Origin of the sequence: Pseudodesulfovibrio nedwellii (genome assembly GCF_027923765.1) — a bacterium.
GTDB classification, from domain to species: domain Bacteria; phylum Desulfobacterota; class Desulfovibrionia; order Desulfovibrionales; family Desulfovibrionaceae; genus Pseudodesulfovibrio; species Pseudodesulfovibrio nedwellii.
Genome location: NZ_AP026709.1, coordinates 1453429 through 1475508, shown reverse-complemented (window position 1 = coordinate 1475508; position 22080 = coordinate 1453429). Strand labels below are relative to the sequence as shown.

General features: G+C 50.6%; 19 protein-coding genes. 18 read left to right on the top strand and 1 reads right to left on the bottom strand.

Annotation, left to right across the window (positions count from 1 at the left end; genetic code table 11):
* Positions 1 to 62 precede the first annotated feature (62 nt).
* From SYK_RS07045 to SYK_RS07000, 10 genes are all read left to right on the top strand, one after another.
* Complete coding sequence (locus SYK_RS07045; protein ID WP_281762884.1) at positions 63 to 212, top strand: hypothetical protein; 150 nt, start codon at positions 63 to 65, stop codon at positions 210 to 212.
* Between the two features lie 12 nt (positions 213 to 224).
* On the top strand, positions 225 to 773 hold the full coding sequence (locus SYK_RS07040) for a YIP1 family protein (protein ID WP_281762883.1): 549 nt from the start codon (positions 225 to 227) through the stop codon (positions 771 to 773).
* A 116-nt stretch (positions 774 to 889) separates the two neighbouring features.
* On the top strand, positions 890 to 1273 hold the full coding sequence (locus tag SYK_RS07035; protein ID WP_281762882.1) for a response regulator: 384 nt from the start codon (positions 890 to 892) through the stop codon (positions 1271 to 1273).
* Between the two features lie 18 nt (positions 1274 to 1291).
* The gene (locus SYK_RS07030) at positions 1292 to 3886 is read left to right on the top strand and encodes a PEP/pyruvate-binding domain-containing protein (protein WP_281762881.1); all 2595 of its coding nucleotides are present in this window, start codon (positions 1292 to 1294) and stop codon (positions 3884 to 3886) included.
* Positions 3883 to 5559, top strand: a complete 1677-nt coding sequence (locus SYK_RS07025; protein WP_281762880.1) for a sensor histidine kinase — start codon at positions 3883 to 3885, stop codon at positions 5557 to 5559. The genes SYK_RS07030 and SYK_RS07025 overlap by 4 nt, the downstream gene beginning before the upstream one ends.
* Complete coding sequence (locus tag SYK_RS07020) at positions 5556 to 5954, top strand: response regulator (RefSeq protein ID WP_281762879.1); 399 nt, start codon at positions 5556 to 5558, stop codon at positions 5952 to 5954. The genes SYK_RS07025 and SYK_RS07020 overlap by 4 nt, the downstream gene beginning before the upstream one ends.
* Complete coding sequence (locus SYK_RS07015) at positions 5951 to 6868, top strand: sensor histidine kinase (protein ID WP_281762878.1); 918 nt, start codon at positions 5951 to 5953, stop codon at positions 6866 to 6868. Before SYK_RS07020 ends, SYK_RS07015 begins: the two co-directional genes overlap by 4 nt.
* A gap of 9 nt (positions 6869 to 6877) precedes the next feature.
* Positions 6878 to 7306: a response regulator gene (locus SYK_RS07010; protein WP_281762877.1), complete on the top strand. Its 429-nt coding sequence runs from the start codon at positions 6878 to 6880 to the stop codon at positions 7304 to 7306.
* A 41-nt stretch (positions 7307 to 7347) separates the two neighbouring features.
* Complete coding sequence (gene nhaB, locus SYK_RS07005; protein ID WP_281762876.1) at positions 7348 to 8994, top strand: sodium/proton antiporter NhaB; 1647 nt, start codon at positions 7348 to 7350, stop codon at positions 8992 to 8994.
* A gap of 47 nt (positions 8995 to 9041) precedes the next feature.
* On the top strand, positions 9042 to 10601 hold the full coding sequence (locus SYK_RS07000) for a two-component system sensor histidine kinase NtrB (RefSeq protein WP_281762875.1): 1560 nt from the start codon (positions 9042 to 9044) through the stop codon (positions 10599 to 10601).
* A 105-nt stretch (positions 10602 to 10706) separates the two neighbouring features.
* On the opposite strand, the gene SYK_RS06995 is transcribed toward SYK_RS07000, so the two are convergent.
* On the bottom strand, positions 10707 to 11324 hold the full coding sequence (locus SYK_RS06995) for a hypothetical protein (protein ID WP_281762874.1): 618 nt from the start codon (positions 11322 to 11324) through the stop codon (positions 10707 to 10709).
* Positions 11325 to 11999: 675 nt separating this feature from the next.
* Between SYK_RS06995 and SYK_RS06990 the strand changes: the two genes are divergently transcribed.
* The 8 genes from SYK_RS06990 to SYK_RS06955 all read left to right on the top strand — a co-directional run bounded on the left by SYK_RS06990 (position 12000) and on the right by SYK_RS06955 (position 22079).
* A complete protein-coding gene (locus SYK_RS06990; protein ID WP_281762873.1) occupies positions 12000 to 13016 on the top strand; it encodes a molybdopterin-binding protein in 1017 nt (338 codons plus the stop codon).
* A 67-nt stretch (positions 13017 to 13083) separates the two neighbouring features.
* Complete coding sequence (locus SYK_RS06985; protein WP_281762872.1) at positions 13084 to 15801, top strand: molybdopterin-dependent aldehyde oxidoreductase; 2718 nt, start codon at positions 13084 to 13086, stop codon at positions 15799 to 15801.
* A gap of 75 nt (positions 15802 to 15876) precedes the next feature.
* Positions 15877 to 18129, top strand: a complete 2253-nt coding sequence (locus tag SYK_RS06980) for a pyridine nucleotide-disulfide oxidoreductase/dicluster-binding protein (RefSeq protein ID WP_281762871.1) — start codon at positions 15877 to 15879, stop codon at positions 18127 to 18129.
* Positions 18126 to 18341 carry a DVU_1557 family redox protein gene (locus tag SYK_RS06975; protein ID WP_281762870.1) on the top strand — a complete coding sequence of 72 codons (216 nt, stop codon included), beginning with the start codon at positions 18126 to 18128 and terminating at the stop codon, positions 18339 to 18341. The genes SYK_RS06980 and SYK_RS06975 overlap by 4 nt, the downstream gene beginning before the upstream one ends.
* 2 nt (positions 18342 to 18343) lie before the next feature.
* Positions 18344 to 19003, top strand: coding sequence for a DVU_1556 family methyltransferase (gene trsM / locus SYK_RS06970; RefSeq protein WP_281762869.1), 660 nt, complete (start codon positions 18344 to 18346; stop codon positions 19001 to 19003).
* Complete coding sequence (locus SYK_RS06965) at positions 18993 to 19448, top strand: DVU_1555 family C-GCAxxG-C-C protein (protein WP_281762868.1); 456 nt, start codon at positions 18993 to 18995, stop codon at positions 19446 to 19448. Before trsM ends, SYK_RS06965 begins: the two co-directional genes overlap by 11 nt.
* Entirely contained in the window at positions 19445 to 20791 is a 1347-nt protein-coding gene (trsS, locus tag SYK_RS06960; protein WP_281762867.1) for a radical SAM (seleno)protein TrsS, read from the top strand. The genes SYK_RS06965 and trsS overlap by 4 nt, the downstream gene beginning before the upstream one ends.
* Positions 20772 to 22079 (top strand): DVU_1553 family AMP-dependent CoA ligase, encoded by a 1308-nt coding sequence (locus SYK_RS06955; RefSeq protein ID WP_281762866.1) that lies wholly within the window; start codon positions 20772 to 20774, stop codon positions 22077 to 22079. The genes trsS and SYK_RS06955 overlap by 20 nt, the downstream gene beginning before the upstream one ends.
* The last annotated feature ends 1 nt before the right edge of the window (position 22080 follow it).

The window sequence follows — 22080 nt, the reverse complement described above, 5'->3', positions numbered from 1 at the left end:
CAACCGTAATACTCCGGCGGCCCGTCCTCGGGCGGGTCGTCGATTCTAACAGGAGATTCATCATGACACAGGAAAAGAAACGCAAAAAGTTTTTCGTTCATGAAAAGGGTGTGACGTATTTTACAAAGCAGACTGAACGGCGAGTGTTGTTCGTCATGACCATGGTCATGCTCATTTGGGGTGTGGTCGAATATTCACGAGATTTTTTTTAGGGAGCAGGAATAATGAAAGCAACATGCGCAGCAGACGCCAGAATGGGCATCAGGGAATATTTTGACGTTATTTTTCATGTCATGCGGTCACCGGCTCGGCATTTTGAACAGGTCGCGTTGGAGTCCGGGTCGCGTCGAGCTTTGTTCTTTCTCATGATTTCAGGAATTTTTTATTGTTCCGTGAGCATGACGTATTTTTTTGAGAATTCGTTGGCCATGGGTGTGGTCATGATGGTTAACGCGGTGCTTATGCCTGCACTTGGAGCGGCTTTTAGTTTTATTCTGCTTGGCATGACCGGTCAGGGCAAAGTGCCATATGGCAAGGTTTTTAATGTGTACGCCTATGCCAGCGGCGCGGTCATGGTCATTTCCTGGATTCCTGGACTTGCCATTGTGATGGAGCCAGTACGGGCCGTGCTCGTGGGCGTCGGGCTGTTCAAGGTGGCTGAGGTAAGCAAGCTCAAGGCTGCTGTGATTGTTGCGACGACAGCTTTCTTGTTGTTGGTATTTTTTTGGGCCGCAGCTCCTCTGGTTCTTGAATTGCGGGCAGTATTTCTGTGAGGATGTGACCGATTCGGCGCAAACGTATTGGTGCATATAATCCTTACCCTCCCCATCCAGGCCGGGGGCTTGCCCCGCCCCCGGCCAGACGTGGACAATGTTGATCGGAGATTCCCATGCAGAAGATAAAATTGCTTCTTGTTGATGATGAAAAGGATTTTCTTACAGTATACGCCCGACGCTTTGTTCGTAGAAACGCCGACATTACTATCGCGTCCAGTGGACAGGAGGCTATAGACAAAATTCGGGTTATTGATTTCGACGTAGTTATTCTCGACGTCATGATGCCTGAGATGAATGGCATTGAAACGTTGCGTCGTATCAAAGCCATCAAGCCAAATCTCCCGGTGATCATCCTCACGGGACATGCCAATTCTCAAACCATGATTGAAGGGATGGACATCGGTGCCTTTGATTTCCTGCTTAAGCCGGTAGGGACTGATGAGTTGTATTTCAAGGTGCTGGATGCTGTCAGATCCAGACATCGTACACAGGTGTAATGGCTGGAGGATGAACACATGCAGACCCTCTTCAAGACTCTGTTTAATTGCATTCGCAAATCTTCTGCCGGACATGATGAAGACAGGGAGCGCTTTCTTGCCAAGACCGAGAATTTTCGTCTGTTGTTAGCCGCCAACAACAAGGCGCTCGAAATCATGGCCCAGATAACCGAAGAAGCACAGTCGGAAAGTATTTTCAGCATGGCCCATGTCAGGGCTCAATGTCTCAAGGCTGCTTCCGGCGTTCGTCAGATGATCGAACGATTGTGTCTCATGGCTCCTGGGAAATATGGCGAACTTAGTGATGTGTTCAATAATATCGTCCTTTCCATGGAAAAGGCCATGGATGAAGGGACGAAACAAAGTTCCGGGCCACTGGTTTTGCAGATGGAAGACATAAGGGCTGATTCCTTACCACAGACGGGGTCAAAGATGGCCATGCTTGGTGAAGTAAAGGCAGCGCTTGGAGTGGAAGTCCCCCGTGGGTTTTCCATTACTGCCTCGTCGTACCATTTGTTTATGGAGCGATCCGGGCTTGGTGATGAGATCAACCGGCTGATCCAGATACACGACAATGAGACCTTGGACGGGTTGCGTCTTCTTGAGGAGAGCATCCGACATGCTATCGATATGACGGTGATTCCGCAGGATATCGAGCAGGCAGTTATTAAAAAATGCAGGAAACTTGGTAACGTCAGAATGGCCGTCCGTAGTAGTGCTGTGGGTGAAGATTCCGAAGATGCCAGTTTTGCAGGACAGTTCATGTCGAAGCTTGGGGTCAAGGCTGGCGACGTACTGGAAGCGTACAGAAGCGTTTTAGCCAGTGCATATTCGGCCACGGCCATGGCGTATCGGCTCAATCGAGGGTTGCGTGATGACGCTGTGGTCATGTGCGTTGCCTGTATGGAAATGATCGACGCAAAGGCCGGAGGTGTCATTTATACCCGGTCTCCCATGGGACATGACGATGGGCGTGTAGTCGTCAACGCGGTGCCAGGACTTCCCCGAACCGTCGTTGATGGGTGCTCTCTGGTCGATTCCTGGGTGGTCGAACGTGTGTCCTTGGCAATCCGAAGCAAGGATATCGCGGCAAAGGAAGTCTGTTACGTGAAGACTTCCGGCGGTCGTATAAGCAAAGAAAAACTTTATGGTGACAGGAGCGTGGCCCCGTCAGTTTCGGATTCGGTTATCCAACAGCTTGTTTGGCTGGCCCTTCGCATCGAAAGTCATTTTGGTTCTCCTCAGGATATCGAATGGGCATTAGCCCGCGATGGTCGTATTGTCATTCTTCAGTGCCGTCCTTTGTCCGTGTGTGTGCCACATGAGGAGGTATTACCGCATACGAATAACGACGAAGACGCTGCCTCCATCCTTCTGCATTCCTGTGTTGTTGCAAGTCCCGGCGTTGCAGCAGGCCGTGTGGCTCTCATTGCATCGGATGAAGATATGTCCCAGTTCCCGGAGAGTGGTATTTTGCTGGCACGAAGTGCGCGGCCTCATCTGTCAGTGTTGATGTCACAAGTCAGTGGGCTGGTGACCGAATATGGCAGTCCGGTCGGGCATCTTGCCAATGTTGCCAGAGAGTTTGGCAAGCCCTATCTGATCGCCGGACCGGGTGCTGTCGAGCAGTTATCCGGAGTTGGTGTCGTCACTATTAATGCTGACAACGGAAATATTTATCTCGGTATGAGGCAGTCTCAGATTGATGAATCCGTGGATTCTGTTTCATCGCCTTCAAGCAATGAAGTGCATTTGGCATTACAACGGATGATGCCATATATCGTGCCGCTTTCGCTGACCGATCCTGAGTCGCCGCAATTTTCTCCAGAGAATTGTGTGTCTTTGCATGATATTACAAGGTTTTGCCATGAGAAGGCCGTCAATGAAATGTTTATGGGCGGGGAGCAGTTGACGGCAAATGCACGAAAGCTGGTCGGCAAGATGCCCATGCAGTACTGGCTCATTGATATTGGCGGCGGTACCGCTGAGTCGTGTGATAATACGCGCGTTTGTCTGGATGACATCCGGTCCAATACAATGAAGGCCTTGTGGCGAGGGATGACCGCCATACCTTGGGATGGCCCTCCGCCGGTCGCTCCCGGTGGACTTATGTCGGTTTTTTCCGAAGCTGCATGTAACCCGGCATTGGCTCCGGGAATGGCCAACAGTATGGGCGATCGTAACTATTTCACTGTCGGTCGGCATTATTGCAATCTCCAGTCCCGTTTCGGATTTCATTTTTGTACCATTGAAGGTTTTGCCGGTGATACACCCGTTGAAAATTATGCACTCTTTCAGTTTAAGGGAGGCGGTGCAGATATTGTGCGGCGTTCCCGCAGAGCGAATATGATTGGTGAAATATTGGAACGGTATGGGTTTATCGTGGAAGTACGGGATGACGCCCTGTTTGCACGGATTGAAGGTGTGGAAAAGGAAGCCGTAGAACAAGCCCTTGTCGTGGCTGGGTACCTGCTGGTGCATACCCGTCAAGTCGATATGGTCGCGGCTGACCCTGATTCCATCAGTCGGTACGGACAGAAGTTTACAGCGGACATCGGTGCGCTTTTGTCGGGAACTGCTGAAGAATCTCAGGATTGGAGGTGCGGAGCATGACGACTTCATCATACAGGAAATTGCGGTGGACACTTGTTCTTATTACTTTGAGCCTTTCGCTTATTCCACTCTTTGTGTTGGGGTATGTCATCCACGCTGAATTTAGTCAGTCATATGAAGAAAAGCTGACGAGCAATTTGCGGCTTGTGGCAAGTAACAAGCGTGATGCTATCGATATGTTTTTGACTGAGCGGGTTGTCCAGTTGCAGCTTCTCGCCGATATGCATTCCTTTGCCGACATGACGGATCAGACCTACCTGCATGAGGTGTTTAATACCATTCAGCAGGCGTCACATTCTTTTATAGACATAGGCGTCATAGGGCAGGACGGACGGCATGAAGCGTATTGTGGTCCCTTTGATCTCAAAGATGTCAATTACAAGGATGAACCCTGGTTTAATCAGGTAATGCTCAAGGGGTTGTATATCAGTGACGTTTTTATGGGATTTAGAAATTTTCCGCATTTCATCATAGCGGTCAAAAGGCGGGAAGGGGATATTACGTGGATACTCAGAGCCACTATTGATTCCGACGTATTTACGTCTCTTGTTCGCAATGTTCGTATCGGCAGGCAGGGAGATGCCTATCTCGTTAACAGAGATTACGCGCTCCAGACGCCGTCTCGTTTCGGTGGCAAGGTGCTGTCTCAGGCAGAACTTCCAGAATATCGTGGTGAAAATGATGTCGAGATCGTTGATTGGGAGAAAAACGGTACCCCGTTTATCGCCGGTATTACGCCTTTGGCCCATGCTGGGTGGCGGCTTATCATCATTGAGAATCCAGAAGAGGAATTGTCACCGCTTTTGCGGACACAGTCTCTCATATTCACATTGCTTTCGATTTGTGCGCTGATGGTTTTCATCGGGGCGTATATTTCCGTGTCTTCTGTTGTGTCAAAACTCAGGACATCGGATCGACAACGGGCGGCCATGGACGCTGCAGTCATGCAATCAAGCAAAATGGCTTCGCTTGGTAAACTGGCCGCTGGGGTGGCCCATGAAATCAACAATCCATTGTCCATCATACGTGAGAGTGCCGGGTGGATACGAGACATCATTAATGATGGAGAACTCGGTGAAGGCGAAGCTGTGGATGATTTGCAGGAAGCCACGGACGACATCGATCGGCATGTGGAAAGGGCGCGGACTGTCACGCATCGGATGCTCGGTTTTGCTCGTCGTATGGAGCCACTTCACGAAGATGTGGATCTTAATATGTTGGCTATGCAGACCTTTTCATTCCTTGAAAATGAGACTCGTCATCGGAATATTGAAGTGGTGCGCAATTTCGATCAGGATCTTCCGTTGATCACAACCGATTCTAATCAGGTGCAGCAGGTCATGCTGAATCTGCTTGAAAATGCCATCGACGCCATCGGCGAAAACGGTTCCATCTCGTTGACCACCCGTGGGGACAAAGACCGGGTGATTGTTGAAATCGAAGACAGCGGCGAAGGGATACCGGAAGAGCATATCAATAAGGTTTTTGATCCGTTTTTTACCACCAAAGCCACCGGGGAAGGCACCGGTCTCGGGTTGTCTATTGTTTACACCACCCTCAAGAAATTGGGTGGCAAGATCAGTGTGGACAGCAAACGCGGTCATGGGACTGTTTTTAGTATTTCCCTGCCGTTGACCTGCCCGTATTTCCCTGACTGCCAGGAGGAAGCATGACTCGAATAAAGGTACTCGTTGTCGATGATGAACCGGATTTTCTGAAGTTGATTAAACGTCGATTGTCAAAAAGAAATATCGACGTTGATGTTGCCACTAGTGGTGAGGTCGCTCTTGAAAGTCTGCGTAAGAGTCCTGTGGATGTCCTCATTCTTGACGTCAAAATGCCGGGTTTGAGCGGCATAGAAACACTCAAGGAGATCCGAAAGAGATTTGGTGGGTTGTCCGTCATCATGCTCACCGGGCACGGATCCGTGAAGTCGGGCATCGACGGAATGAGTCACGGTGCCTACGATTATATTCTCAAGCCTTTTTCCATTGATGATTTGCTTGAACGAATTAGGGCTGCCAGCGAACACTCCCGACTGAAGAAGCTGGACCGAGGTGACGTATGAAGTTGTTGCGGGTCAGAAGAGTCGCCCGTTTGGGGCAGTACGTATATCCCGCTTCCTGTTTGTTGATCGCTGCTGTTGTCTGGAAATTCCCGCCTTTTGAACATGCTTTTATCATGGCCATTATTGCCTCAATCATTGTTGGAATGTGGGGGTTGCTTCGTATCTCTGCCCGGTGGCTCGATGAAGCAACGGCTGAGCAGTCCCGTCTCGGGAAGGAACTCATTCAATCGCAGAAAGTGCTCGCTCTTGGAGAAATTTCCACAGGTATTGCGCATGAGATCAATAATCCCTTGAATATCATTTTGCGTGAAGTCGAGTTGTTGCGAATGCAGCTCGACTCACCCCCACCTCCAGAGGTGATGAGTGAGATTCAGGGAAGTCTTGATTCCATTTTTGGTCAGGTTGAGCGGTGTTCGGAAATAACGCATAAACTGTTGGATTTCGCCCGGCATCGTCGTCCTGTTTCTCAGTTCGCGGATATCAATTTGCTTATGGAAGACATGTTGTCTTTGGTTGAGCGCGAATCCGGGACTGACAGTATTTGGATTGTCAGGGCGTTTGATGACCTCATGCCCATGGTGAAGACCGATCCCCCTCTTTTACGGCAGGTTTTTTTGAATCTGCTCATCAACGCGGTGCAGGCCATGGGAAAGATTGGCGTTATCTTCGTGTCCACCTTTTGTGAAAAAAGTATGGTGTGCATTGAAGTACGGGATACTGGCCCGGGTATCCCTCCGGAAGATCTCAAGCGAGTGTTTAATCCGTTTTATACCACGAAAGCTCCTGGCGAAGGGACGGGACTTGGGCTTTCGGTCAGCCTGCGTATCGTCAATGAATTGAGGGGTGACATAACCGTAAAGTCAGCCCCTGGTGAAGGTGCGGCCTTCACCGTCCGAATCCCTATTGAATCTTGAGAGGTACAGATGGAAACCAACGCGCGAATTTTGGTTGTTGATGATGAAGAACGGTTTCGGAAATCCATGGCTCGAATTTTGAGATCCAAAGGATATGCCGTGGATGAAGCCAGTGACGGTATGGATGCGTTGAATAGGCTTGCGACAGGCGGGTTCGACGTTGTCCTTCTTGATTTGAAAATGCCGGAACTTTCCGGGGAAGAAACGTATAATGAAATCCGTTTACAGGGGTTTGATGTCGAAACCATTTGTCTGACGGGACATGTTTCGATCAATGACGCGACAAAACTTCTACAGCGTGGGGTGTTCGATTACCTCGTGAAACCTGCTTCTGTGGAGGAGATTCTTAGCACTGTGCAGAGAGCCATTGAGAAAAAGCAGCTTCGTAATAACGAGATAGAAATTGATCAGCTTTTCAAGAATTCGACCATGATTTGATGTGAACCTTTAACCACAAACGCAACACAGGGAGAACCGTTGTGACCACTTCACTTTCGAGGGCTTTCGCTCTTAACTTTCTTGGCAATGCGCCCAAATGGTACAAAATGACCATCTTGGGCTTTCTGCTTCTCAACCCCGTTCTTATCTATGGTGCGGGGACTTTCATCGCTGGCTGGGTACTTATCGGCGAATTCATCTTCACACTGGCCATGGCCTTGAAGTGTTACCCTCTTCCTGCTGGCGGTTTGTTGGCTATTGAAGCGGTATTCCTTGGTTTGACTCGTCCCGAAAGCGTGTATCATGAAACGCTTGCCAACTTTGAAGTGATACTCCTGCTGATTTTCATGGTGGCAGGTATTTATTTCATGAAAGATCTGCTTCAATTTACCTTTACCCGGATATTGATCAGGGTCCGTTCTAAGGTGCTTATCTCGTTGCTTTTTTGTATGGCTGGTGCGTTCTTGTCAGCGTTTCTTGATGCCCTGACTGTCACGGCTGTTATTATCGCTGTGGCCTATGGTTTTTATAACGTGTATCACCGTTTCGCTTCCGGCAAGGACCGATTCTGTACACACGATCTGTGCAGTGATCAGTTCGTTAAGGAGACTGCACGCGAAGAATTGTACCAGTTTAGAACTTTCCTACGTAATTTGATGATGCACGGTGCTGTCGGTACGGCCCTCGGTGGTGTCTGTACGTTGGTGGGTGAGCCGCAGAATTTGCTTATCGGAGCCGAGATGGGCTGGCATTTCAGCACCTTTTTTATCAAGGTTGCTCCTGTTTCCATGCCAGTGCTCGTGGTCGGGCTGCTCACTTGTGTGCTGGTCGAGAAATTTAAGATTTTTGGATACGGCGCATTACTTCCCGGAAATATCCGTTCCCATCTGTTGGAAACAGCCATGGAGAGTGAAGCCGAATTGGGTAAAACTGGTCGGGCCAAGCTTGTCACTCAGGGACTCGCCGCGATTTGGCTGATCATTGCCTTGGCGTTTCACTTGGCAGCTGTAGGTATCGTCGGTCTGTCCGTGATCGTTTTGTTGACGGCGCTCAACGGTGTGACGGATGAACATCAGTTGGGCCATGCCTTTGAGGAGGCTTTGCCCTTTACCGCACTATTGGTGGTTTTTTTCTCGATTGTTGCTGTTATCCACGATCAACATCTTTTCAAGCCAGTCATTGATTATGTCCTTGGCTTGGAAGGGCAGACCCAGATGGCCGCTTATTATGCTGCTAATGGTGTGCTTTCGATGATTTCTGACAACGTCTTTGTGGCAACGGTGTATATTTCCGAAACCAAGATGCACTTTACGCAGATGCTTGACGCTGTCCCCGGTATTGCCATGGCGGGCAGTCAGCTCATGGACATGTTGACGGACCCGCTTTTGTCGAGGGCCGAGGTCCTGGCTGGCCTTCCGGCAAGTGCTGCGCAACAGGTTGGTGCCATTATGGAGAATTTCGACAAGCTGGCCGTGGCCATCAACACCGGTACGAATATTCCGAGTGTAGCAACACCCAACGGGCAGGCTGCGTTTCTCTTCCTTCTTACTTCCGCATTGGCACCGGTTATCCGGTTGTCGTATGGGCGGATGGTCGTTTTGGCCTTGCCCTACACCGTTACAATGTCCCTGACCGGCTTTGTAGCGGCGTGGCATATCGATGATATTCTTCATTTCTTTGGTGGATAACCATATGCAACATTATTTTTTTGCGATGAAATATACAGGAGTTAAGCGTGAATGATTTTAGCTATGAAAATATGGGATTTTGTTATTGGAATGGAGCCTTGGGGCCATTTAATATTGGAGTTGTCGGTGTTGGGAATGGACTGAAGGTTTTGGTGGATATCATTTACAACGAAGCCTTCCGAGAGTTTCTGCCGGAAATACGATTGCTCGCAGTCAGCCATGAAGGTGAAACCGAGACCGTATTGCGAGAATTGGACGGTGTTTCCTGTCCTGTCTATGCAACCTGGGCGGAGATGCTCGACATGCACCCGGAAATAAATTTGGTTGTTGAGATCACCGGCAATCGCAGTACACGCTGCCGTTTGCGACAGTCGCTTCCTGAAAGAGTTTCTCTCATGGACCACCGAGAGTTTGTGTTTTTGTGTGGTCTACACGACATGGCTCTGGTCAAGAGCAACTACATGAATCATTTGGATCACCAACGGACATTGCTTCAATCCATTATTGATGAAATCCGGGAGGATATCTTCCTGCTCGACAAGAATGGTATTATCACGGATTTGAATCGTATGGTTTGGCAACGGGCGGGTGTTTCGCGAAAGGAGCTTTTGGGCAAACCGTGTTGGCATGCGGCCAGACTGCGGGACGGTTCGATTTTCTGTAATGATTTGGATTCGGCTTGTCCGTTTCATGCGACATTGAAAAGTGGGAAAAAGGAAGAATCATTGGTCACACGGATCAATGGGAACGGTTTGCTGCAATATTACCGGTTATATGCCTATCCGATCTATGACATCAGAGGGAATATGACACATGTAATGGTTATGCATCGGGATATTACGGAACGAACACATCGTGAGAAATTCCAACATCAGCGAGATAAGTTTGCCATAATCGGCGAGATGTCCACGTATCTGGCCCATGAAATTCGTAATCCGCTTTTTGCCGTGGGTGGTTTTGCTAATTCTTTGCTAAAATCATCGAATCTCGATGCAAAGGATCGGGAAAAGGCACAGATTATAGTTGATGAAACTCAACGGTTAGATCGAATGTTGAGCAATATGTTGAATTTTGCCCGTCCCACCCGATTCGGGGGCGAGAATGTTGATATCGTAAATGTTTGTCAGGATGTCGCGGAATTGATGGCTGTTGGTTATGGTAAACAAGGGTATTCCATTGAAGTGAAGGCGTCGTCGTTGCCACCAGTAAAGGGGGAGGCGGATGCACTCAAGCAGTGTATCGTCAATCTTATCAAGAACAGCATTGAGGCAATGCCCGATGGTGGGGCCATTCTTCTCGATTTGGTATTGGAGAATGGCGAGGTTGTGTTGAACGTGAAGGATTCGGGAGTCGGAATGGCCGAGCAGGAGTTGGGAAAGGTTTTTAACCCCTTTTATTCGACCAAGGAAGATGGAAATGGTCTTGGTCTGGCCATGATCAAGAAGATTGTGGAAGATTTTGGCGGGACCGTGGAAATTGCCAGCAAGTCGGGGCATGGGACAACGGTTTCCATGCGGCTCCTGCCCGTTCTTGATGTTGAAAGTGATGGCGGGGTCAATGAAGAAAATAGTGCTCCTCAGGCAGAAGCCGTCAGCCTCCCCGAATGAAAATAAATAACAGTGGATTTTAGCATAATTCAGCCCCCGCACCAGAAGGTACGGGGGCTTTTATAGGGGTGTTTGTGATAAACCCCAGAGGAAGGGCGGTTGGACCTATTCCGAGGCTGTTTGTGCCGTGACGTGCGGTGAGGGGAAAGGCGGGCCTTCATGCTCGGGGGCTCCCAAAGAAAGTTCCCGTCTGACCTCATCAAGATCAATGATACGTGGTGGGACCAGTGAGTAGCCGGAAGCGTCACACCAGTCGTGATTATTTGCAAAAGTATTGTCGTAACGAATTTCATCAAGGATGAAGTAGCCTGTTTCACCCATGATTCTGTCCCATTGGTGGACCATGAATTCGAACTTGGAAGGATCAAAAGCACCGGGAGTAGTCCACTGCCAGGAGAACTTGCAGAGTTCGTTGTCGAAACCAAGGACGCATACGTACTTTGCCTTACTATCAAGGTACATTCTGCGTCTGATCTTTAAAGGATCGGCTGTGATCAGATTGGTATCGAATTCAATGGGGTCACCATCCACTGTTACTTGAACGTGACAAACGTCATCAATGCGCATTCCCCATGTGGCGGTCTTTCCCTTGCGCCACCATTCAAGGGCCTTCATGGCGTAAACGTCAGAGCCGTACTCGTTGATGATGTGTGCGGTCTTTTCGGATATGGGGTGCAGTGCTAGATCACAGGAATGTCCATGTACGGTAAAATTGATTTCCATTATGAATTCTCCTTATTGATGAATTTTTTCCTCAGTAATGTCACAAGAGATTGCATAGGCCGTGCCTGCATTCGCGGGGGATGGCGTTGTAATCGGCATGCTATTGAATCTATTGTATTATTTTGTTGATAAATGAAAAGTTGGCGTGTTGATTTTATTCGCCATTTTACACTGTCGCGCGATTTTGCGAAACGTTTGCCAGACAATGAGGCTTGAATTTTGGCACGATTGCGGGCGTGGATTCCCCTCTTAGACCATGATTGTTATGGGTGATCGGAAAGTTGTCGTAACTTAAGGGAATTGCGGCATTTAATTTGCAAAGTCTTTTTTGTTCTTTATCGAATGAATGATCGCTCATATTGACGCAGTTTGAGGGGAGGAGTATGTTATGTCCGTTTGGGCACAATGCTGCGCCTTGTATGCTTGAATATGTCGGAAAGCATGGGGGCGATGCTTCATTGGAAATATCGTCAATTGTATTGTGCTTGTTGCGGCATAATTGTACATGAACAAATATTGAAGAACTCGGATGAGTCCTGTTTGAAGTGGAGAATGTCACGCTTTTTGAAGAATGTTGTATTAAGTATTAGGCCTATTTTGACATAATATTGTTTTGAAAAATACTTGAGGGTAAAGGTGAAACTTACCCTTGACGGAATACGGAGTTTGTTGCTGATGAAAACTGTTCACGTTCACGATGCCGTCGGTATGGTGTTGTGTCACGATATGACCAAGATTGTTCCCGGAGAAAGCAAAGGTCCAGCCTTCAAAAAAGGGCATGTCGTTGCTGAGGAAGATATTCCGGTATTGCTGGATATTGGCAAGGAGCACATTTATGTGCTCAATCTGGAAAAAGGAAGCATTCACGAAAATGAGGCGGCGGAGCGTATTTCAAAAGCTGCAGTCGGACCGGGAATAACTCTGTCCGAGGTCAGTGAAGGCCGTGTCAATTTCGAAGCCTCTCCCGGTTTGCTTGATGTCAATGTCGAGGCCCTTAATCGTATTAATTCCATAGAAGAAGTCGTGTTGGCTACCATGCACACCGGCCAGCAGGTCACACAGTCTCGTCCCGTGGCTGGTACTCGTGTGGTGCCGCTGGTTATTGACGAGAAAAAGATAGAGCAAGTGGAAGCCATCTGTGCCGAGTACCCCTATGTGGTCGGCGTTCGTCCTTTCAAACATCACAACGTTGGCCTTGTGACCACTGGTAGCGAAGTGTTTCACGGGCGTATCACGGATAAATTCGGTCCGGTTATTCGTAAGAAATTTTCCAAACTTGGTTCCACGGTCATGGATCAACGGCTGACGTCGGATGATCCGTCCATGACTCGCGATGCCATTTTGGCCTTCATTGCTGAAGGAGCCGAGATGGTCGTGGTCACGGGCGGTATGTCTGTGGACCCTGATGATCAGACTCCCACGGCTATTCGTGCCACCGGGGCCGAAGTCATTACCTATGGTTCGCCCACTTTCCCTGGTGTCATGTTCATGATCGCCATGCGGGAAGGTGTGCCCATTCTTGGGCTGCCTGGTTGTGTCATGTACTACCGGGCTTCCATTTTTGACCTTGTGGTGCCCCGCCTGTTGGCCGGGGAAGAAATCACCCGAGAAGACATTGTAGCCCTGGGACATGGTGGATTTTGTGCATCCTGTGATGTTTGCCGTTATCCTATCTGTCCTTTTGGAAAATAGGCTTTTTTCCCTCCGCCAATAGGCGGCGTGAACCTGCGACAGTTACACACCAAGGAGGAATACTGTCATGATTAAATTGAATCTTACCGTGAATAATGCACCCAAACAGGTGATTTGCGAAAAGGACGACAAACTTTCGTCGATCCTGCGTGAAAGCCTCGGGTTAACCAGCGTGAAGGTCGGTTGTAGCACCGGACAATGCGGTAGCTGTTCAGTTATCGTTGATGGTAAGCTGGTCCGTTCCTGCTCCATGAAAATGAGCAGAATCAAGGACGGCGCAACTATCCTGACGACTGAAGGTATTGGTACTCCTGATAATCTGCACCCCATCCAGATGTCTTGGATCGCCAACGGTGGCGCACAGTGCGGTTTCTGCACTCCGGGTTTCATTGTTTCTTCGTACGCCCTGTTGCAGGCCAATCCCAGTCCGACCCGCGAAGATATTCGTGACTGGTTTCAGAAATATCGCAACGCCTGTCGTTGTACCGGTTACAAGCAGTTGGTCGATTCCGTTATGGATGCCGCCGCTGTCATGCGCGGCGACATGAGTATGGACGAGCTGGCTTTCCAGATCCCCGAAGATGGTCGTATCTGGGGCACAAAGTATCCCCGTCCCACCGCCGTGGCCAAGGTCACCGGTACGCTGGATTACGGTGCAGACCTCGGTATCAAGATGCCCAAGGAAACCCTCAAGTGCGCTTTGGTTCAGGCAGAAGTCTCCCATGCGAAGATTATCTCCATTGATACCAGCGAAGCCGAAGCCATGCCCGGCGTGGAAAAGATCGTTACGCACAAGGATGTCAAAGGCAAAAACCGTATCACTGGTCTGATCACCTTCCCCACCAATAAGGGTGACGGTTGGGATCGTCCTATCCTGTGCGACGAGAAGGTCTTCCAGTACGGTGACGCCATTGCCATCGTCTGCGCTGACTCCGAGAAGAATGCCAAGGCCGCAGCCGCCAAGGTTAAAGTCGAGCTGGAGCGTCTGCCTGAGTACATGAGTGCTCCTGCCGCCATGGCTGACGATGCCATTGAAATTCATCCCGGCACTCCTAACATTTATTACACACAGAAAGTCGCCAAGGGCGAAGAAACCGCTCCTATTTTTGATAAGGCCGACGTGGTTATCGAGGGTGATTATTTCACGACTCGTCAGCCGCACATGCCCATCGAACCGGATGTTGGATTCGCTTATCTGGATGACGAAGGCAAACTGTGCATTCATTCAAAGTCCATTGGTTTGCATCTGCACCTGTACATGATCGCTCCTGGTCTCGGTGTCGAGCCTGAGAATTTGATCATGGTTCAGAATCCTACTGGTGGTACCTTTGGTTACAAGTTCTCCCCGACTATGGAAGCGCTTGTTGGTGCAGCCTGTCTGGCAACTGGCAAACCGGTTTTCCTCTGTTACGATTGGTATCAGCAGCAGACTTACACCGGTAAGCGTTCGCCTCAGTTCACTACCGTGCGCATGGCTGCCGACAAGGAAGGCAAGCTGCTTGGTATGGAAACCGATTGGACCGTTGACCATGGTCCATATTCCGAGTTCGGTGATCTGCTGACCCTGCGCGGTGCTCAGTTCATCGGTGCCGGTTACAATATCGACAACATTCGCGGCGAAGGTCGGACTGTCTGCACCAACCATGCATGGGGTGCAGCTTTCCGTGGATACGGCGGACCTGAAGCCGAGTTCCCCTCTGAAACCCTGATGGACGAATTGGCTGAAAAACTCGGTATGGACCCCTTGGAACTTCGTTACAAGAATATCTACCGTGAAGGTTCTACAACTCCCACGGGTTGTGATCCTGAAATCTATTCTTTGCCTGAAATGTTCGACATTCTTCGTCCCAAGTACGAGGAAGCCAAGAAAAAGACCGCTGCCAACTCCACCGATGAAATCAAACGTGGTGTGGGTATTGCCCTTGGCGTGTACGCTTCCGGCCTTGATGGCCCGGACACCGCTGAAGCGGACGTTCGCCTGAATGAAGACGGCAGTGTGACCGTGCTGACATGTTGGCATGATCATGGACAGGGCGCTGATATGGGCGTGCTGGGTACTGCTCATGAATCCTTGCGTCCTTTGGGACTTACTCCTGACCAGATTCATTTGACCTTGAACGACACCCGCTATTGCCCCAACGGCGGCCCCGCTGGTGGTTCTCGCTCTCAGGTTGTTGTGGGTAATTCCATCAAGGTCGGCTGCGAGATGTTGATGAGCGCCATGCTCAAGTCTGACGGCTCGTATCGCACTTATCAGGAAATGGTTGATGAGAACATTGATCTTGTCCAGCACGGCAAGTGGACTGCTCCGGCCAACAATTGTGATGAAAACGGCCAGGGTAAACCTTTTGCTTGCTACATGTACGGTCTGTGCATGGCTGAAGTGGCCGTGGAAATTGCTACTGGTAAGACCACGGTTGAGAAGATCACCTTCATTGCTGACATCGGTAAGGTCAACAACGTTCTGGTCGTTGACGGGCAGATCTACGGTGGTGTTGCTCAAGGTATCGGTTTGGCCCTGTCTGAAGATTACGAGGACATCAAGAAACACTCCACCATGAAGGGTGCTGGATTCCCGTACATCAAGCAGATTCCGGACGATATCGAGATTGTCTACGTCGAGACTCCGCGTCCCGAAGGCCCGCATGGTGCATCCGGCGTTGGCGAAGTCCCGTTGTGCTCCCCGCATCCGGCGATCCTTAACGCTATCTACAACGCATGCGGTGTTCGTATTCGTACGCTGCCGGCTTTGCCTGAAAAGGTTTTGGCTGGACTCAAAGGTTAATTCATAACACGTAAAAGGAGCGGTCTGTGCTTCGGCATGGACCGCTCCTTTCAGTTGAAATAGAGCAGGGCGATCATGGAACAAGCTGATCTGAGAGAATTGGAAAGCAAGTGTATTCAGGAGGAAGCGCCCAAATGTGTTGCCGCCTGTCCTTTGCACGTTGATGCACGCACCTTTTGTTCGTTCATGGCGCAACGCCGATGGGACAAGGCATGGCAGGTGCTCGCCAAAACCATGCCGCTCCCCGGTGTGTTGGCTCGGTTGTGCGAAGGCCTATGCAGAGTCGATTGTGTTCGCAAGGATGCCGGTGGCTCTATTGAAATGGGACTGCTTGAACGGTTTTGTGCTGAGAATGCCAAGCCTGTGGCCTCGCCGCGTCCCCTACCGTCTCGTGGTAAATCTGTTGCCGTTCTTGGTGGCGGTATGACCGGATTGTGTGGCGCATGGGAAATGGCGCGCAGAGGGTTCAATGTCACCCTGCATTGTGCAATTTTGGGCGAAGATCTGCCCGAACTTCCCGAAGGTGTATTGGATAACGAACTGGCGAGTCTCGAAAAACTGGGGGTTGTCATCTCCAGCGGAGAAGCCCTGACTCCTGATGTCCTGAGTTCATTCGTTGATGAAAAGGATGCTGTTTTTATAGATTCAGCTTGTGTGCCTTCCGATTGTCTTTCTGATCTTGGCAAACCGGATTCCCTGACATTGGGGACAACCAAAATCGGTGTTTTTGCCAGCCGTCTCAATGAGAAATCCGCTGTCTTGCAGGCCGCTGCCGGTCGTCGGGTCGCCAATTCCATTGAGCGATTCACACAGGGCGTTTCCATGGTCACGGGGCGGGAACTGGAAGGGCCGTATGAAAGTAGGCTGTTCACCAGTCTGGAAAAGATCGATTCCTTGCCACTTGTTGAAAGCGAAGATGGATATTCCGAAGAAAATGCGCGTGATGAGGCAAAGCGCTGCATCCAGTGCGAGTGCCTTGAATGCGTGAAAGGGTGCGAATACCTGCGGCATTACAAATATTATCCCAAGGTATACGCCCGACAAATTTACAACAATGAATCCATTGTCATGGGAACGCGTCAGGCAAACACCATGATCAATTCCTGCACGTTGTGCGGTCAGTGCGAGGTCCTTTGCCCCGAAGATTTTTCCATGGCCGACGTTTGTCTTGCCGCGCGGCAGAATATGGTCGAGCGAGGTAAAATGCCGCCGTCCGCTCATGAATTTGCCTTGCGAGACATGGCCTTTGCCGATGGCGAAAAATGTGTGTTGCATCGCCATGCACCCGGTGAGTCCACCAGTGAATACCTGTTTTTCCCCGGCTGTCAGTTGACGGCATCTGATCCTGAAGGTGTGGAAGCAGCCTATGCTGACCTGCATGAACGGCTCGGTAGTGTCGGGTTGATGCTGCATTGCTGCGGTGCACCCGCTGAATGGTCCGGGCGACATCGCATGTTTGAGGAATCCATGGCTGTGCTCAAGAAAAAGTGGAAGGACCTCGGCAGCCCCAGAATTATCGCTGCCTGTCCCACATGTCTCAAAACTCTGCGTCAGGGATTGTCCGATGCTGAAATAGTGTCTCATTGGTCCATTCTTCGAGCGGTCGGGTTACCTTCAGGGGTGGCATCCAAAGAATGTACCTTGGCTGTTAACGATCCGTGTGCTGCTCGACATGACACCATATTGCGTGAAGATGTTCGGGTTTTGCTGGACCAGTTACATGTGGATATGACCGAGCCGGAATACAATGGTGAACTTGCCCAATGTTGTGGCTACGGCGGTTTGTTGTCCGAGGCCAACCCGGAACTTGGTATGGCTGTGGCGGAAGTGCGCGCCAAGGGTGCAGATGAGGATTTTGTTACCTACTGTATTATGTGTCGTGACATGATCGCCAAGACCGGTAAGCGGGCCATGCACTTGTATGACCTGTTGTATCCACGGCGTGATGATCCCGGCGCACGTCCTTCTCCCGGTTATCCTGCACGACGTGAAAACCGTGTTCATCTTCGGGAGAAGTTGCTGCGTGATGTGTGGCGGCAGGATGAGACACATGTTGCCGAACCGTATGAATCAATCGAGTTCGCTGTGACGGATCATGCTGCACGTATCATGGAAGAGCGGCGTATCTTGAAGAGCGATATCCAGAAAGTTCTGCTTCAGTTGGATCAGTCCGGCAAACAGTTGGTGAACAACGAAACCGGACATTTTCTCACATCATTCAGGCCGGTGGTTGTGACCTACTGGGTTGAATATGAATCCACTGAAAACGGGTATCTCGTGCATAACACATGGTGCCACCGGATGAAGATAAAAGGGGCGCAGTCATGAGTGTTATCAAAGTACCGGAAGCGGAAGTTTCAGGGTGGAAATGTGCGGCCTGCGACAAAGAATTGGTTCTGGCTCCGGTTGAGTTGGAGTATCTCGATTCATTGTTCAATGTGGAATTGCCAACCTGTCCCTCATGTGGGTTCGTGTTTATCCCGGAAGGGTTGGCGCTCGGCAAGATGAATCAGGTCGAGCATTTGTTGGAGGACAAGTAATCGTGCCGGAGCCATGTGTTCCTCTTTGGGAAAAACCGTCATTACGTGTTGCCGCGGGAGAGACCTTGCGGCCCGGTGGTTTTTCTTTGACGGACCGAGCTGCTGAACTTGTCGGGGTACTTCCCGGCTGGCGGATACTTGATGTGGGCAGTGGACTGGGAGCCACGGTTGAGCGATTACGCTCCCGTTTCGGAGCAGATGCCTGGGGTGTGGAATCGTCAAGTGTGCAGATTGAACGTGGTGGTGGAGCGAATGTCATTCAGGCACAAGGTGATGCCCTGCCCTTTCATGATGAAAGTTTTAAGGCCGTTTTTTGTGAGTGTGTGCTGTCGCTGTTTGCTGATCCTCAGAAGGGACTTGCAGAGTTTTATCGAGTACTTCAACCGCAAGGGTATCTTGTCCTTGCTGATTTGCATGCAGAGCGGCCGAGCCTGCCGGATGGGAGTTCCTGTGCCGGACGCGCCGTGCCGCTTGCTGTCACGCGGGAACGGGTGGAGGCGTGTGGCTTCACGGTGCGTCTGGTTGAGGATCATTCCCGACAGTTGAAGGATTTGGCGGCCAAATTACTGTTCGCCGGAGGGGAAACAACCAGGACATGTGATGGCGATCTCGGGTATTATTTGATGATTGCGCAAAAAGGGAGTGAGCCTCGTGTTGGATGATACTGGTCTCAAGATGATGGAATTGGGCGGCAAAGGGTATTGTTGCAGTCAGATTATGGTCATGTTGGCTCTTGATGAAATGGGCCGCGACAACCCTGACTTGATTCGGGCCGCTTCCGGGCTGTGTAATGGCTTGGGCGATTGTTCAGGTGTGTGCGGCGTCTACACCGGGGCAGCCGTGTTACTTGGATTGTATGGCGGTAAAGGTGAAGACATGGAAGAACCTGCGGATGTCTTGCCATTAATGCTCGAAGAGTTACGTGATTGGTTTGTCGACGCCACGACACACTATGGCGGCACGGCGTGCAAGGATATTCTGGATGGTCAGTGCGGCCAGCCTGATACGACTCGTTGTGGTGGATTGGTGGCTGCGACGTATGCCCGGATACGTGAAATTTTGGTGGACAACGGACTGGACCCGTCCGAAGGGCGCTCCTTGTCATGAGTCGTATTCCGCGAAGCGTCTGCCCTGTGTGTTTGAAGCCTATTTCGGCAGAGCATGAAACCGTAGGTGAAGAGACTTTTCTAGTAAAAATATGCCCAGAACATGGCGAATTCAGGACTGTTGTCTGGCGTGGTGAACCTGCGTTTTCGGATTGGTCTCGGGTGAAGATACCTTCTCCGCCGAAAAAGCCTTTTACCCGTGTTGATAAAGGGTGTCCGCTTGATTGCGGATTGTGTGATGCCCACCGGCAGCATACTTGTACAGCGGTTATTGAGGTAACGTGGCGTTGCGACTTAGGCTGTCCGGTTTGTTTTGCTTCATCCGGCAAGAACGCACCACCAGATCCGACTCATGCTGAACTTGGCTTTTTGTTTGATCGGGTCAAGGAAGCATCCGGGTATTGCAATATTCAACTTTCTGGCGGCGAACCCACAGTGCGGGATGATTTGTCGGACGTGATCCGGCTTGCCAAGTCCAAGGGGTTCCCTTTTGTTCAACTCAATACCAATGGGCTACGCATCGGCCGCGAAAAAGGCTACGCGATGTCGTTGGCCGAAGCCGGGCTTGATTCCGTCTTTTTGCAATTCGACGGGTTGAGTGACGATGTGTATCAGGTCTTGCGTGGTCGTTCCCTTGTTGATCTTAAGTTGGCCGCGCTTCGGGCCTTGGCTGAAGCAGGCATCGGCGTGGTGCTGGTCCCCACAATCATACCGGGGGTCAACGATCATTCATTGGGTACCATTATTAAACTGGCAGCCGAAAATTCACCGCATGTGCGTGGTGTGCATTTTCAGCCTGTGAGTTATTTTGGGCGATACGCAGAATCGCCGACAGATGCAGAACGGATCACTTTGCCTGAACTCATGCGCCGTCTTGAACAACAGACATACGGTGCTCTTCAGGCAACCCATTTCATGCCGCCGGGGTGTGAACATTCACATTGCTCTTTTCATGCCAATTACATGGTGAGAGAGGACGGGCAGTTGCAGAAGCTCTCCGCTGAAGGCAAGTGCGGATGCCAGCCTCGTCCAGCTTCGGAAGGAGCGGATAAGGCCAAGGCCTTTGTAAAACGACAATGGGCGGCACCAGAAAAAATATTGCCCATGGCTGACGCGCCAGATGCTCTTGATGCTTTTATCAGCCGTGCGGCAACACATACTCTTGCGGTATCCGCTATGGCGTTTCAGGACGCCTGGACTCTGGATCTGGAGCGCCTCAAGGGGTGTTGTATTCATGAAGTTTCCCCGGACGGGAGATTGATTCCATTTTGTGCCTACAATTTGACCTCTATGGACGGAGAAACTTTGTACAGAGGTAAATGTCATGGGCCTGCCAGCGCTTGATCAATGGCTTGTTCGCCGTATGGGGTGGCAGGGAGCCGTGCTGCCTACAGCCCGTGATATTCGTCAGTGGCAGCTCGCCCGATTGCGTGACACTGTGGCGCATGCTCAGGCCAACAGTCCGTTTTATGCGCTCCATCTTGGGGGCGTTGAAGCTTCAGCCATACAGTCTGTGGAGGCATATTCCCGTCTGCCCATGATGACGCCCGAAGATATCCGTAGGGGTGGCGAGCAACTCTTGTGCGTGTCACAGGATGAGATTGCACGGGTGGTGACGCTGGCGACTTCCGGTACCACGGGACAACCCAAGCGAATTTTCCATACGGCTGACGACCTTGAGGCCACAGTAGATTATTTTAGCTGGGGGATGACCAATTTGGTTGAGTCAGGCCAGACCGTACTCGTACTCATGCCGGGGGAAAGACCGGGCGGCGTGGGACGTCTCTTGGTCGATGCACTTGATCGGATCGGGGCGCGAGCGGTTACGCATGGTGTGATGCATGATGTGAACATTGCGCTCGATCAATGCCTCAAAGAAGATGCCCAGTGTATTGTCGGATCATCGGCCCATGTGAATATGTTTGCCAGTGCATGGGAAAAGCGCGGGTTGCCTTCGGGTAAAATTCAGTCAGTTCTTTTATGTTGGGATGCGGCTCCAAATGCTGTGGTGCACAATGTCGAACGTATTTTTGGATGTTCTGCGTTGCGCCATTGGGGCATGATTGAGACGGGCCTTGGTGGGGCAGTGGAGTGCTTCCCTCATTCTGGAATGCACCTACGGGAAACCGACGTATTTATGGAAATCGTTGACCCGGATAAAGGCACGTTGTTGATGGATGGAGAATTTGGCGAGATGGTTGTCTCCACGCCGCTTCGGCACGGGATGCCGCTTATTCGTTACCGGACCGGCGACATGGGGAGAATCCTCCCTGACAGGTGTGAATGTAAAAGTCCTTTGCGCCGACTTGATACACAGGTATTCCGAAAGGAAGACGGATTATCTGTTGGTTCAGGTCGGTTGACTCTGCGGGAATTGAATGAAGTTCTATACGGAGTGCCGGGGCTGGAAGATTTTGGTGCATGGTGTGTAGATGGGCAATTGCGTGTTGTGGCGTGCGGGGATCAAACCGCATTGCCCTATTTGATACGCACGGCTCTTGGCTCCATGCCGGTCGTTGAGCAGGGGATTGAAGAGGGACTGCTCTCGTTGGATGTCATAATCAAAGACGATGGGACCCCGGCTATTCCGGGACTGGGAAAACGATCCATACTGAGAGAATTGGAGAATTGAA